Annotated in this window: 15 protein-coding genes; 4 read left to right on the forward strand and 11 right to left on the reverse strand. The window is 60.8% G+C overall.

Features of this window, described 5'->3' with window-relative positions; genetic code table 11:
• Positions 1 to 30 precede the first annotated feature (30 nt).
• Positions 31 to 447, forward strand: coding sequence for a VOC family protein (locus tag V6617_RS06945; RefSeq protein WP_338609966.1), 417 nt, complete (start codon positions 31 to 33; stop codon positions 445 to 447).
• Here V6617_RS06945 and V6617_RS06950 read toward each other — a convergent pair.
• The 8 genes from V6617_RS06950 to V6617_RS06985 form a co-directional block, all read right to left on the reverse strand.
• Positions 431 to 700 carry an SDR family NAD(P)-dependent oxidoreductase gene (locus tag V6617_RS06950; protein WP_338609968.1) on the reverse strand — a complete coding sequence of 90 codons (270 nt, stop codon included), beginning with the start codon at positions 698 to 700 and terminating at the stop codon, positions 431 to 433. The genes V6617_RS06945 and V6617_RS06950 overlap by 17 nt on opposite strands.
• On the reverse strand, positions 667 to 960 hold the full coding sequence (locus V6617_RS06955) for an SDR family NAD(P)-dependent oxidoreductase (RefSeq protein WP_338610651.1): 294 nt from the start codon (positions 958 to 960) through the stop codon (positions 667 to 669). The genes V6617_RS06950 and V6617_RS06955 overlap by 34 nt, the downstream gene beginning before the upstream one ends.
• A 19-nt stretch (positions 961 to 979) precedes the next feature.
• Complete coding sequence (locus V6617_RS06960; protein WP_338609970.1) at positions 980 to 1,681, reverse strand: HAD family hydrolase; 702 nt, start codon at positions 1,679 to 1,681, stop codon at positions 980 to 982.
• A gap of 54 nt (positions 1,682 to 1,735) precedes the next feature.
• The gene (locus V6617_RS06965) at positions 1,736 to 2,668 is read right to left on the reverse strand and encodes a GGDEF domain-containing protein (protein WP_338609971.1); all 933 of its coding nucleotides are present in this window, start codon (positions 2,666 to 2,668) and stop codon (positions 1,736 to 1,738) included.
• A 161-nt stretch (positions 2,669 to 2,829) separates the two neighbouring features.
• Entirely contained in the window at positions 2,830 to 3,054 is a 225-nt protein-coding gene (locus tag V6617_RS06970) for a DUF3072 domain-containing protein (protein ID WP_338609973.1), read from the reverse strand.
• 115 nt (positions 3,055 to 3,169) lie between these two features.
• The gene (locus V6617_RS06975; protein WP_338609974.1) at positions 3,170 to 3,490 is read right to left on the reverse strand and encodes a heavy metal-binding domain-containing protein; all 321 of its coding nucleotides are present in this window, start codon (positions 3,488 to 3,490) and stop codon (positions 3,170 to 3,172) included.
• Positions 3,491 to 3,507: 17 nt separating this feature from the next.
• Positions 3,508 to 4,068 carry a hypothetical protein gene (locus V6617_RS06980; RefSeq protein WP_338609975.1) on the reverse strand — a complete coding sequence of 187 codons (561 nt, stop codon included), beginning with the start codon at positions 4,066 to 4,068 and terminating at the stop codon, positions 3,508 to 3,510.
• Between the two features lie 6 nt (positions 4,069 to 4,074).
• A complete protein-coding gene (locus V6617_RS06985; protein ID WP_338609976.1) occupies positions 4,075 to 6,399 on the reverse strand; it encodes an ATP-dependent helicase in 2,325 nt (774 codons plus the stop codon).
• A 214-nt stretch (positions 6,400 to 6,613) separates the two neighbouring features.
• Here V6617_RS06985 and V6617_RS06990 point away from each other — a divergent pair, with 214 nt between their 5' ends.
• Both V6617_RS06990 and V6617_RS06995 read left to right on the forward strand, forming a co-directional pair.
• Positions 6,614 to 8,797, forward strand: a complete 2,184-nt coding sequence (locus V6617_RS06990; RefSeq protein ID WP_338609977.1) for an esterase-like activity of phytase family protein — start codon at positions 6,614 to 6,616, stop codon at positions 8,795 to 8,797.
• 261 nt (positions 8,798 to 9,058) lie between these two features.
• Positions 9,059 to 9,508, forward strand: a complete 450-nt coding sequence (locus V6617_RS06995) for a GNAT family N-acetyltransferase (protein WP_338609978.1) — start codon at positions 9,059 to 9,061, stop codon at positions 9,506 to 9,508.
• Between the two features lie 219 nt (positions 9,509 to 9,727).
• Here the strand turns inward: V6617_RS06995 and V6617_RS07000 are convergent, their stop codons facing one another.
• Complete coding sequence (locus V6617_RS07000) at positions 9,728 to 10,303, reverse strand: DUF308 domain-containing protein (protein ID WP_338609980.1); 576 nt, start codon at positions 10,301 to 10,303, stop codon at positions 9,728 to 9,730.
• 71 nt (positions 10,304 to 10,374) lie between these two features.
• Entirely contained in the window at positions 10,375 to 10,953 is a 579-nt protein-coding gene (locus tag V6617_RS07005) for a TetR/AcrR family transcriptional regulator (protein ID WP_338609982.1), read from the reverse strand.
• Between the two features lie 278 nt (positions 10,954 to 11,231).
• Between V6617_RS07005 and V6617_RS07010 the strand changes: the two genes are divergently transcribed.
• A complete protein-coding gene (locus V6617_RS07010) occupies positions 11,232 to 12,116 on the forward strand; it encodes an aldo/keto reductase (RefSeq protein ID WP_338609983.1) in 885 nt (294 codons plus the stop codon).
• Positions 12,117 to 12,199: 83 nt separating this feature from the next.
• Here the strand turns inward: V6617_RS07010 and V6617_RS07015 are convergent, their stop codons facing one another.
• Entirely contained in the window at positions 12,200 to 13,843 is a 1,644-nt protein-coding gene (locus V6617_RS07015) for a chloride channel protein (protein ID WP_338609984.1), read from the reverse strand.
• Positions 13,844 to 13,915: the final 72 nt, after the last annotated feature.

A 13,915-nucleotide genomic window follows, 5' to 3' on the forward strand; every position in this document is an offset into this window, starting at 1 on the left:
CATCGACAACGAACCATGTGGAGCAAACCAATGGCCAGCAAACATTTTCTACGGGGCATGGCCACCGTCAACTACTTTGCCGATGACCTGACTGCAGCGCGTGAATGGTACACTGAACTTTTCGGTGTCGAGGCCTATTTCCAGATGCCGAGCCGCGAACATCCCGCCTATATCGAGTTCCGTATTGGAGACGATGCCGATGAATTCGGTATCGTCGACAGCAAATATGCGCCTGATGGCACGAAAACAGGACCGGGAGGCGCCATACTGTACTGGCACGTCGATGATATCGAAGACGCCCTGGCCCGCTTGAAGGCGCTGGGCGCCACCGAACATGACCCGATCACAAAGCGGGGCGAATCCGGTTTTGTCACCGCATCGGTTCTAGACCCCTTTGGCAACATTTTAGGCATCATGTACAACCCGCACTTCATGGAGTTGCACTGAGCGGGGTGCCCTTCGGTGTTGCTCGCTGTCTTCTCAACTCCGCTGCCAGTTGCATGGTGAGCATGTTCAGAGCGGCCCTGGATGCGTTGTAGCCAATCAGGCGCGCCTCGTAACAGGGCGAGGACGGACCGCCGTTGATCGAGAGCGAGCCAAGGGTTGTCGCAAGGTTGACGATGCGACCGGCCCCGGACTTGCGCAACAGAGGGAGCATGGACTGCGTCACCGCAAGCGTGCCGACGACATTGGTTTCCATGACCCGGCGTGCAGCATCGACGCCCGCAAGGGTGGCGGGCCGTCTTGCGCATCGACGATGCCTGCATTGTTGACCAGAATATCGAGCCGACCTTGCCGATCATCAATCGCCTGCGCTGCTGACGCTATCGTCTTTTCGTCATTGAGATCGATTTCGACAACTTCAACATCGAGACCGTCCGATGCCAGCGCTTGAGCCGCCTGCTGCCCGCGTGCAGCGGCGCGTGCTCCGGCGATCTCAAACGGGCAAACTTGAGCCAGCCGCGGTTTTTGAGTTGGCTTAGCCCTTGAGGCGTTCGATCAGGGGTGCGAGGTCGGCGAGGGTTTCGATCTTGGTGAAGCGGGGGAGGTTGGCCGGTTCTTCGGCCCGTTCGTAATCCCAGGTGAGGTCGTGGGGAACGTAAGTTCCCCAGCCACCCGCTTGGATGGCGGGGAGGACGTCGGAGCGCAGGGAGTTTCCCACCATCATGGCGTGTTCGGGGCCATCGCCGTGACGGGCGAAGGCGGTGGAATAGGTGGCGGGGGATTTGTCGGACACGATCTCGACGGCGTTGAAAAATTCGCCCAGGCCCGACTGGGCCAGCTTGCGCTCCTGATCGAACAGATCGCCCTTTGTGATCAGCACCAGGGTGTGGCTGGCCGTGAGGACTTCGAGGGTATCGTGGACATGGGGGAGGGTGTTGACCGGATGGCTGAGCATTTCGCGGCCGGCGGCCACGATGCGGCCGATGATGTCGCCGGGCACCTTGCCGTCGGTGATCTCGATGGCGGTTTCGATCATCGAGAGAGTGAAGCCCTTTATGCCGAAACCGTAATGGGCAAGGTTGCGCTTTTCGGCATCGAGCAGGCGGGCGGCGAGATGTTCGGGCTCGGCGTAATCGGCCAGCAGTTCGGCGAAATGGGCTTCGGTGAGCCGAAAGAAGTGCTCGTTTTCCCAAAGCGTGTCGTCGGCATCAAAGCCGATTGTGGTGAGGGTGCTCATGGGTGCTATCTGCCACGATCCGCGCGGGAACGATAGGGGTTGAGGTCAGGCGCCTCAGGCGCAGGCGATGCCGGTGGCGGCAGCCTTCTTGGCCCCGTAGAGTTCCCTGTCGGCCGCTGTGAACAATTGGAGCGGGTCCAGTTCGATGGCTCTTGACGCAAAGGCTATGCCGACCGATGCCCCGATGGGCAGTCGGTCGCCGTTCCAGGGCACGGGAGAAAGAAGGCTCCGGGTGAGCCAGCGCACGTCGCGCTCGGTCTTGCTCCGTGAACCGACCGGCGGGAGCAGGACCGCAAATTCGTCGCCGCCGATGCGCGACACCAGCCGGGCCTGCGGAAATGCCCTTTTCAGGCGCTCGCCGAACGCAACGAGGCAGGCATCGCCCGCGGCGTGGCCCCAGCGGTCGTTGATCTGCTTGAAGCCGTCGAGATCGAAAAGGATGAGCGCGCCAACCCGCCCGAGCGCCGGTTCGTCATTGGGCCGTTCGAGGAAGCGCTGGAAGCGCATGCGGTTTGCGACGCCGGTGAGCGGATCGCATTCCGCCTGGGCGCGCAGGATTTCCCAGCGGGCGTGGTCCTCGGTTATGTCGAGCTTCATGCCGTAAAGGGTTTCGGCCCGGCCGTTGACGCTGCGAACGGCGGCGTTGATCCGTATCCAGCGCTCGGTGCCGTCGGGGCGCCTGATGTTTGCATCGAGCGAAAAGCTCGAGCAGGTGGCGATAGCGTGTGAGCGCTTGCGGCCAAGCAATCCGCGCGAGGCTTCGGTGTACATTTCCACCGCGATCTGACGCTCGGGAGGGCGTTCGCCCGAGAGGCCGAACATATCGAAGACCCCGCCGGTCCAGCTCAGCCGGTCATCTGCGAGGTTGCACGAGAAGGCGCCCATGGGAACGATCGATGCGGCCTGATCGTAAAGGCCCAGCGCATCGGTCTGGTGATTGCCTGTGACGGCCGGAGCGGAGGTCGCTTGCAGGAGTATATTTTTCATCGATGCCGTTCTCGGCCGCTCCCCAAATTTTCCCCACCTTGGCATCGGCGAGTAAATGTTGCGTTTAACGATGCGCCCGACGATCCCGTTTCACCAAGAGACGCAAAAAAAGCCCGCCCCGGGCAGGGGCAGGCTCACTTGATGGCAGATCTGGGGGAGGATTATCCGTCGAGCTTGCGTTTGAGGAGCTTGATGCGGTTGGTCGCTTCGAGGCTGGTGAGGTCATCGTCATAGGCGTCGGGCTCCTCGGCGCGCTGGGCGAGGCAGAGCAGTTCGGCGGCCTGAGAGGCGGTCATGGGGCCCTCACCGGAATCGTAATCTTCGTGATCGTTGATGCGGTAGGCATCGGGGTTTGCTGTGGCGATGCCGGGGTGAAGGTCTGACATTGGGGACTCCGCTGGGCTGAAGTGTATGCAGACAAAACACTTTGCTGGGCCCGGCGGTTCCGCGTGTTGATCGATGTCAAAGAGAAATCTTGTTGCTGCCGCAATTGGGCCGGCTTCAGCCCAGTTTGACTGCGGTGCCCGAGATCGAGACCATGAGCATGCCACCGCGTTCGCCGACCACTTCGTAATCGAGATCGACGCCGATCACGGCGTCTGCGCCGAGGGCGCGCGCTTCTTGTTCAAGCTCGGCCATCGCCTCGGTGCGGGCGCTGCGCATGGCGTTTTCATACGAGCCGGCGCGGCCACCAACGATGTCGCGGATGCCGGCGAACAGATCGCGGAAGATGTTGGCGCCGATGATGACTTCGCCGACGACGAGGCCGAGATACTCACGGACGGGGCGGCCTTCTATGGTGTTGGTGGTCGTGATGATCATGGTTACTTCATATCCAGCTAAATTGTATTTAGTCTTGCCACAAGCCCATCTGCCTTATCAACTGTGACCACAAGATCATCGATGGCCCTATTCGCCTCAGATAAAGCAATATTGGCTGCGGACTTAGCGCCTGTACTTTCCTCGAGGCTGCCATTAACCTCTAGCCGCTTCGAAAGGTCGTTTTGTTCGTAAAACGTGCTAAGCTTTTGGCTAGCTTCATATTTTCGCAGTGCACAATCCGTTACAAATTTTCTCAGGTCTGAGCGCAGATCGTCTGGTAGTCGAATTGTTTGCTCGCGAACCCTTCCAAATATTCCAATTTCTACATCGAGTAGAGCAAGCAAGTCTTGATGAATGGCTCGGTTTCTTCGTCTGGCTTCTGCAATGTCGTCGGTAACTCTTTTGATGTTCCGAACCAGATCTATTGCAAGAGCTTTGATATCCTCTTTCTGAAGACCAATGTGCGCTTTTTTTATCGCTCTCGACTGAATTAGAGCCCCAAAATAGGACAGAAAGAGGCCAAGGATAATACCCCAAAAAAATTCGCTCTTAAGAACGTCATAAGCCCAAGCAGCCATTACACATCACCCCCTCTTCACGAAACTATCCAACACCTTTTTCGGCCCGGCCTTTTCAAAATCGATCGAGAGCTTGTTGCCTTCGGCGGCGGTCACCATGCCGTAGCCGAATTTGAGGTGGAAGACGCGTTCGCCGACGCCGTAGGCGGCCGAGGGGCCTGAGGAGCGGGCGACGAGGTCGCCGTCTATGGTGACCGGGCCGGGGCCTTTGCGGGCCGATTGCTGGCGCTGGGCGCGTTGCCAGCCGGGGGTTTCATAGACGCTTTCGAAGGGGTCGCGGTTATCAAACCGGGTCGTGGCGCGGCCGCCATAGGTGTAGCCGCCGTAGGAGGACCCGGTGTCGGTGACTTCGACGACCTGGGCGGGGAGTTCGTCGAGGAAGCGCGAGGGGATGGCGGATTGCCAGAGGCCGTGGATGCGCCGGTTCTGGGCAAGGGAAATGCGGCAGCGCTTGCGGGCGCGGGTGATGCCGACATAGGCCAGGCGCCGTTCTTCCTCGAGGCCGGCGAGGCCGGATTCATCGAGGGCGCGCTGGTGGGGGAACAGGCCTTCTTCCCAGCCGGGGAGAAAGACCGTGTTGAATTCGAGGCCCTTGGCCGAGTGCAGGGTCATGATCGAAACCGCATCGCCGCCTTCGCCGGAATCGCGGTCCATGACCAGCGCGATGTGTTCGAGGAAACCGCCGAGGTTTTCGAACTCTTCCATGGAGCGGATGAGTTCTTTCAAGTTTTCCAGCCGTCCGGGGGCGTCGGCGGATTTGTCGTTCTGCCACATGGCGGTGTAGCCGGATTCATCGAGAATCTGTTCGGCCAGTTCGTGATGGGGGATGGTGCGCAAGCGGTCGGCCCAATCGTCGATCTGGCGGACCAGCCCGCGGAAGGTCGAGCGCTGTTTGGGCTTTAATTCCTCGGTTTCGGTCAACTCGCGAATGGCGGCGAGGAGGGGAATTTGGGCGGCGCGGGCGGTGTCGTGGACGATCTGCAGGGTGGCGTCGCCGAGGCCGCGCTTGGGGGTGTTGACGATGCGTTCGAGGGCAAGATCGTCGGCGGGCTGGGCGACGATGCGCAGATAGGCCAGCGCGTCGCGGATTTCCTTGCGCTCGTAAAAGCGCGGGCCGCCGATGACGCGATAGTTCAGGCCCAAGGTGATGAAGCGTTCTTCGAATTCGCGCATCTGGAAGGAGGCGCGCACGAGGATGGCCATGTCGTCGAGCGGGTCGCCCTGGCGCTGGAACTGTTCGATCTCCTCGCCGATCTGGCGGGCCTCTTCTTCTGAGTCCCAGACTGAAGTTACCGAGAGTTTTTCACCTTCTTCGCCAACATCGGTCTGGAGTGTCTTGCCCAGCCGGGATTCGTTGTTGGCGATCAGGTGGGAGGCGGCGGAGAGGATGTTGGAGGTCGAGCGGTAATTGCGCTCGAGCTTGATCATCCTGGCGCCGGGAAAGTCCTTTTCGAAACGCAGGATGTTGTCGACCTCGGCGCCGCGCCAGCCATAGATCGACTGGTCGTCATCGCCGACCACACAAATGTTGGAGCTGTTGATGCCATCGCGGGACTGGGCGAGGAGGCGCAGCCACATATATTGGGCGGTGTTGGAATCCTGGTATTCATCGACCAGCATGTAGCGGAAGCGGTCGTGATACTGGGCGAGGACTTCGGGGTTTTCCTTGAAGAGGCGTATGCCTTCGAGGAGGAGATCGCCGAAATCGGCGGCGTTCAATGTTTTGAGCCGGGCCTGATAGTCCTTGTAGATCTTCTGGCCCTTGCCATTGGCAAAGAACCCGGCATCGGCCGGGGAGATGTCCTTGGGCAGCAGGCCGCGATTTTTCCAGCCATCCATCATGGACGCGAACTGGCGGGCCGGCCAGCGTTTCTCGTCGATGTTTTCGGCGGCGAGCAATTGCTTGATCAGACGGATCTGGTCGTCGGTGTCCAGAATCGTGAAATCGGGGCGCAGGCCGACCAGTTCGGCGTGGCGACGGATCAGCCGCGCGCCGATGGAGTGGAAGGTGCCAAGCCATGGCATGCCCTCGACCGAGGCTCCGACCAGCTTGCCGATGCGCTCCTTCATCTCGCGGGCGGCCTTGTTGGTGAAGGTGACGGCGAGGATCTGGTTGCCACGGGCTTTTCGCGTGGCAAGGATATGGGCGATGCGGGTGGTCAGGACGCGGGTCTTGCCGGTGCCGGCGCCGGCGAGGACCAACAGGGGGCCTTCGGTTGTTTGTACCGCCTCGCGTTGTTCGGCGTTGAGCCCGGCAAGATAAGCGGGCTCACGCGCGGCGAACTGGGAGGTGATGGGGCCTTGCGGGCGATGGGGCGGGGCGGCTGACATATAGGTTGCGTTTTTTCCCTGCTCGCGCCGCCGAACCGAAAAACGGGGTACGCTTTTGCCGGCGGCGCTCGAATCTCATTTTGTTCTAGTGGTCAATATATAGGTCCGATGACGGCAAAAGTATATGCACAGGCCAGTTCGGCGTTGTCACAGAAGTGTTGTCGAGGCGGCCTAAGACGCCCGGCGTGATCATTTCACGCACAAGGGGATTGCAATGACCAAATCGACTTTGCTCGCGGCGCTTGCTGCCGGGCTGCTCGCCAGCGCGGCCATGCCAGCGCAGGCGCAATATTTCAACCGCATCGCCAGCTTTCCGGTCGCAGACAATGCGCCAGAGGCCGAAGCGACATCCTCGGAAATCATATCGGCCTCCGAAGACGGCATGACGCTTGTCTATTCCGACAGCCCCGGTGGCGGCATCGGGTTCGTCGACATCACCGACCCGGCCGCTCCGGCCGCTGCCGGCTACGTCACAGTGGACGGTGAGCCGACTTCGGTCGTGGTGATCGGCGACTACGCCTTTGCCGGCGTCAACACTTCGGAGAGCTTCGTGGCGCCTTCGGGCCACGTCGCCGTCATCGACATGGCCAGCAAGGAAATCGTTGCGACCTGCGACGTTTCGGGCCAGCCCGACTCCGTTGCCAAATCGCCAGACGGCACGCTTTTGGCCGTGGCGATCGAGAACGAGCGCGACGAAGACCTCAACGACGGGGAAATCCCGCAGCTTCCCGCCGGGAACGTGACTCTGTTTTCGACCAGCGACCAAGGGCTCGATTGTGACTCGATGATCGAAGTCGACGTGACCGGCCTGGCCGACATCGCGCCGAGCGATCCCGAGCCCGAGTTCACCGATTTCAACGAGAACAACGAACTGGTCGTCTCCATGCAGGAGAACAACCACTTCGTTATCATGGATGGCAATTCGGGCGAAGTCATCAGTGATTTTTCGGCCGGTTCGACCGATCTGGCGGGCATCGACACCGAAGACGACGGCGTGCTCTCGTTCACCGAGAGCCAGGATGCGCGCCTGCGCGAGCCGGACGCCGTCAAATGGATCGACGCCGACCATTTCGTTGCCTCGAACGAGGGCGACTACAATGGCGGGTCGCGCGGTTTTACCATCTATAACAAGGACGGTTCGGTCGCCTATGAATCGGGCGCGGCGATGGAAATGATCACCGCGAGCCTGGGGCACTATCCCGAGGGGCGCTCGGACAACAAGGGCATCGAACCCGAAGGCATGGAAGTGGCGAGCTTCGGCGATGACACGCTTATCTTCGTGATGCAGGAACGCTCCTCGCTGATCGCCATCTACCGCGCCACCGATGGTGAACCCGAATATATCCAGTCCATTCCCTCGGGCATGGGACCGGAAAGCGCCGTGGCGATCCCCGAGCGCAACATCATCGCGACGGCCAATGAAGAAGATCTGCGTGAAGACGGGCTTGCCGGTTCGCACGTCATGATCTTCGAGCGCCAGGACGTCGAAGCGCCCGACTATCCGCAGATCGTGTCGGCCATGAACGACGATGGCACCCCGATCGGCTGGGTGGCGCTTTCGGGCTTTGTCGCCGATGCGGATGAAGCGGGTAAGCTCTATGCGGTCAACGACAGCTATCTCTCGATGATGCCGACCATCTATACGATCGATGCGACGCAGACGCCGGCCATGATCACCGAGGCAATGCTGGTCACCCGTGACGGTGAAGCGGCCGAAGCGCTCGATCTCGAAGGCATCACGCTCGATGGCGAAGGCGGGTTCTGGCTGGCCTCGGAAGGCCGGACGGATCGCGACATCGCGCACATGCTCTATCACGTGGATGGAGAAGGTGCGATCGTTGAGGAAGTGTCGTTCCCGGACTCGCTGCTGGCCAACGAAATCCGCTTCGGTTCGGAAGGTGTGAGCTCGGTGGGTACGGGCGAGGACATGGTGCTCTGGATCGCCATTCAGCGCGAATGGGGCGATGACGAAGCGGGCATGACCAAGCTGGTTTCCTATACCCCTTCCACGGGCGAATGGGGTGCCGTGCACTATCCGCTCGAAACGCCGGCTGAAGGCGCCTGGGTGGGTCTTTCGGAAATCACCATCCATGGTGATTACGCCTATATCGTCGAGCGCGACAACCAGATCGCCGAAAAGGCCGAACTCAAGAAGCTCTACCGCGTGCCGGTTTCCGAACTGGTCGGTGCTCAGATCGGCGGCGAGTTACCGGTGGTCACCAAGGAAGAAGTCCGCGACTTCATCCCCGATCTTGAAGCCCTCAATGGCTACGTTCTCGACAAGGTCGAAGGCTTTGCCATCGATGCCGACGGCATCGGCTGGGTCGTGACCGACAATGACGGTGTGGACGACAGCTCGGGCGAGACCAATTTCTGGTCGATCGGCGCTGTCGAATAAGCCTGCTGGTTAAGAGAGATTGTGAAGGGGCCGGACCTTTGGGTTCGGCCTCTTTTTTGTGTGGGGTGGATTGTGGGCGGATCGGCGAGTTGCGAGCCCGTTGTTAACATTGACCGGTTATCCTCGGCGTCTTAAAAGCCGACCAACTGCAGAAGGAGATTTATGCGCAGAGGCTCGTGATCGTAGCCGCAAACAGCGGTATCGCCTGGCACCAACGAATGGTCGCCGGACCTCTTTGCATATGCTTTCTTCGGAGTTCTCATGAAGAATCAGGACGTTGTAATCCGGCCTTTCGAGGCGTCGGACACCCATAAGCTTTCCCGCATCTGGCTCGAAGCCTCACTTGTTGTTCATCCTTTTATCGGCGAGAGCCGGTTGATGGATCAACGGGCGCTTATTGAAGAGCGATATCTGCCAGGCGCTGAAACATGGGTTGCGACTTTGAGCGATCAACCCGCCGGCTTCATCAGCCTGCTGGAAACGTTTATCGGAGGATTGTTTGTTTCTCCGGAACGGCAAGGGATGGGAATTGGACGCCATCTCGTCGCGCACGCGCTGAGCTTGAAGGGTGAGCTTTCCCTTGAAGTCTACACTCGTAACCTGCAGGCGATGGACTTCTATAGTGCGCTAGGCTTTCAGGAACTTTCTCGACGCCCGACTGACGATGAAGGCTACCCATTCGAAAATGCACGCTTACGGCTGATCGGCTAACGTTTGTCGGGCGGTGAAGTCACCGTCCGGCAGACCTGATCTCCCCATAGCCCGCCAACAACAGGCAGTCTGAAAGCCGCCCCCAATGCAGTCTCGGGATGTGACGCTTGGCTGTGCTCTTTCCGGAGGGGCTGAAATTGCGATGGTTCGGGATTTGAATTTGTGGAGGCTGCCCGGCTGGGTGTGACCGGCCGGGCAGCCTTGGACTTTCGCCGTCGGTCAGGCCGGTCTGGGCGTCTTGTGCGCGATGAACAGGGAAATCGCTGAAACGAGAAAGTAGATTGCGCCGAAGCCTGCATAGCCGGCAAGTGTCGGGGCGAGAGCGGGGACGGCCTGTTGCGCCTGAAAGAGAAAAAATGCGCCGGCGAGGGCCGATTGTCCGCCGCTGAGGACCATTGCCCATTGAGCCCCTGAAGACTTCCAGCGCCCTATTGCGGTTGCGAGTTGAAGCAGACCGGACAGAATGGCCCAGGCGCCGAACACCGCGAGAACGGCACTCGGGCTTATTTGCAGTGCTGCCAGTACGGCCACGGCCGTGATGGCGCTGACGAAGAGATTGAGCGCCTGGGTGCGGTTGGCGTTCAGGCCGCCGTTGCGGGCCGCGTCGCGGTAATTGGCTGCTGCATCCCAAAGGGGATAGAGCACCAGCAAGGCGGCCCCGAGCACGGGTACCTGCTGGCCGATGGTCAGGATGGATGCCACCCAGAGCACGGAAAAACCAGCCCGGACGAGGTAATATCGTTTGAGCCAGCGGTTGTGGGAGGCGTGAGGTTCAGTTCCGATTTGTGCGGTCATTTTTCTATCTACTAGTTGGTAGGACGGAAGGGGCGTTTGGGTTAGAGTCAGGGCGTGGTGCTGTCGGTTGGCTATTTGAGGAAACGGGCCAGCAAGGCGGTGGTAATGGTCGTGAACAGTTTCGGGTCGCTGTTCACCCGGGCCGAGAGCATCCCGCCATGCACAGTCGCCAAAAATGCTTCGGCCTCCGCTTCAGGCGAGCTCGAAAGCTCAAAGGCACCGGTTTGAGCGCCGCGGCGCAAGGCCGAGGCCAGCCAGCTCGACAGCGTTTCAAAGTGCAGGCGCACTTCGGCCGCAATCTGCGGCGGCAGGACCGGCAATTCGCTGGCCAGCAGAGCGCAGATGCAAATCGGCGCGGTGCCGTCCGACAGGCATTTCTGCCAGTAGCCAAGGTAGAACGAGAGCTGCTCGCGCGGGTCGGCGGCAGACCGTTCGAGCGCGGCGAAGCCGGCGCGCGCATCTTCGCGGTAGCGCGAGACAAGCGCGCGGACCAGATCAGCCTTGCTCGGGAAATGGTGATGAATGCTCGCCTTGCGAATGCCGACCACTTCAGCAATGTCAGCATAGCTAAAGCCATTGTATCCACCCGCCATGATCAGGGTCTGGGCGCAATCAAGAATGTCGGTGGCGGTTGAGGAAAGCTTGGTCATGAAAGTTATCTACCTATTACTAGGTAGTTTGTCAAGAGAACCTATTGGGGGGATGCGACCGTGTCTCGACAGGCCGGCGCGGTATCACAGGGGCACCCGGTATCATTGCCTGTATTTTGTGTGACAGGGCCGGTCGACCCGATGATGCCGGCACTGTTTGGTCGATGCGGCCAGATTTTCTGTCGGCAATAGGCAAACAGGTCGACGCGCATCTAACAATCACAGCACCAGGGCACCATGTCGGACAATGACGATGTTTCCGAGCAGGAGAATGAAAAATGGCGGTACCCGATTTTACCTTGAACAATGGTGTCACGATGCCCGCGCTGGGATTTGGCGTGTTCCAGACGCCACCCGATGAGACCAAGACAGCGGTCGCTGAAGCGCTGCGCGTCGGTTACCGCCATATCGACACCGCCGCGGCGTATGGAAACGAACGCGGCGTGGGAGAGGCGATCAGGGCTTCGGGGATCGAGCGGTCGCAGATTTTCATCGAGACCAAGATCTGGATCAACGACTACGGCTATGAGGAGACGCTGCACGGCTTTGAAAAGAGTGCCGGCAAGCTGGGCGTCGAGCAGATCGACATGCTCATCCTTCATCAGCCGTTCCCGCGCGGGTTCGACAGAACGCTGGGCGCTTACCGGGCGCTCGAAACCCTTCTGGCGGATGGCAAGGTGCGGGCCATCGGGGTGAGCAATTTCATGCCTCACCACCTCGAGCGGCTGCTGGCCGAGGTCGAGGTGACGCCGGCCCTCAACCAGATCGAGGTTCATCCCTATTTCCAGCAGCGCGAAGCGCAGGAACGAAATGCCGCGCTTGGCATCGTGACGCAGGCCTGGGCGCCGATCGGCGGGATTACCTTTTACCGTCCGGGCTTTTCCCAGAGCACGCTGGACGATCCGGCGATACTGACCATAGCACAAGCGCACGGTAAATCGGCCGCGCAGGTCATGCTGCGCTGGGGCGTGCAGCAGGGGCGTTCGGTCATTCCGAAATCGGTGAAGCCGGCGCGCATCGCAGAAAATTTCGAGATTTTCGATTTCGAGCTTTCGGGTGACGAGTTGGCTGCAATCGATGCCCTGAACGCCAACCAGCGCGGTGGCCCGAACCCCGACGATATCACGCTCGAAACCTTCAATCGCGAAATTCCAGAGGCCTGAACTCAGGACGCGCTAGACCCTTGTTTTGTCGCGTGTCCGAACCGCAAGACCGTTTCCATCCCCGATCGCGTCGAGGACATGCTCTAGCTGTGCTCTTCACGCGAATGGGCGACCAGAGCCTTGTTGAAGCTGGCAAGCGCGTCGACGTGGTGGGCGTGGCCGATTATGGCGTTGGTCCTGGTTTCGATGACCGGCAGGTGGGAAACTTCGCTCGCGTCGAAGGCTTTGAGCGCGGATTCGAGGGTTTCGGTGGGCCGCAGCCAGGGAGCGCCAGAGGCGATGTCGAAACTGGTGTCTTCGCCTTCGGGCAGGGGGCGGAGGAAATCGCGGACGCGGATGAACTGGGCGGCGTGCTTGTGGGGGCCTTCTTCGAGCATGATGCCGCGCGTATAGAGCTGCCAGTGGAAATAAGAGCGGCCCATGACCGCCTGGCACAGGCCCGTGGCAATGCCGACAGCGAGCAGCAGTGCGATGGAAAAGGCAAAACCGCCGGTCAATTCGAAAATCATCACGGCGGTGGAGATGGGGGCGCCGAGCACCGCGGCGGCGACGGCGCCCATGCCGATCAGGGCGTAAAGCCCGACCGAGGAGGCGATATCGGGAAAGACCGATGTGGCGATGATGCCGAAGGCGCCCCCGGTCATGGCGCCGAGATAAAGACAGGGTGAAAAGACGCCGCCGCCGGCGCGCGAGGAGAGGGTTATGGTGGTGGCGACGGTCTTGGCAACGATGAGGGCCAGCATGAGCCAGAGATCGAGCGAGCCGGCCAGCGCCATGTCGGTGGCCTCATAGCCCACGCCGAGCACATGGGGGAAGGCGAGCGCGATCAGCCCGACAAGCAGTCCGCCGATGGCGGGGCGAACCCAGACGGGGGTGCCGCTGCGCTTGGAGAGCCAATCGCCACCGATCAGCGCGGTCTGGAACAGGATGGCGACGGCGGCGCAGACCAGGCCCAAGAGGGCGAAGGCGGGGATTTCGAGGTAGGACGAAATGGTGATGGCGTCGGGATCGATGACGAACGCAGGCGCCTCGCCGAACCAGAGCCGGGAGATGATGGCGGCGACCACCGAAGCGATAACAAGCGGCACGAAGGCGCTCATGGCGAAATGGCCCAGAATGACTTCATGGGCGAACAGGACGCCGGCGATGGGGGCGTTGAACGAAGAGGATATGGCGGCGGCCACGCCGCAGGCCAGCGCGATGCGGCGCGCGGCGGCGGGCAGGCGGAAGATGCGGAAGCCGAGTTTGGATGCGGCGGCGGCGTAGTAAACGATCGGACCTTCGCGCCCGCCGCTGCCGCCTGAGCCCAGCGTGATGGCGGTAACCAGCGTTGCGACCGTGGCACCGCGAAAGGTGAGGGCCGATGATTCGCGCACGCGGGCCTCGATGACGTCGGCGACGCCGCCGGCGCGGCCCAGCGGGCGCCAGAAATAAAGGATAATGCCCACGACGATGCCACCGCCCACTGGACCGATCATCGGCCACCACCAGGGTAGCGTGGCGAGGGATGTAAGGACCTGTTCGCTGGTGGTGCCCATCCATATCCATTGGACAAAGCCGATGGCGAGGCGGAAGGCGATGCCGAGGGTGCCGCCGATCAGGCCGAGCAGGATGGCGAGAAGCCAGAGGCGGGGCTGTTGCAGGGCGAAAAAACTCGCCAGATGCGGGCGGACCCAGCGCTGGGTGACGAAATAGATCTGCTTGGCCGTTTTCACCGGCGTCGTCATGGAGCTTCCTGGTTTGGCATCAAGCGGACCCGCTTAAGGTGCTGCGTTTGCATCTGCAAGGCAACTTGCCGC

It is taken from the genome of Pelagibacterium nitratireducens (genome assembly GCF_037044555.1).
Classification (GTDB): Bacteria; Pseudomonadota; Alphaproteobacteria; order Rhizobiales; family Devosiaceae; genus Pelagibacterium; species Pelagibacterium nitratireducens.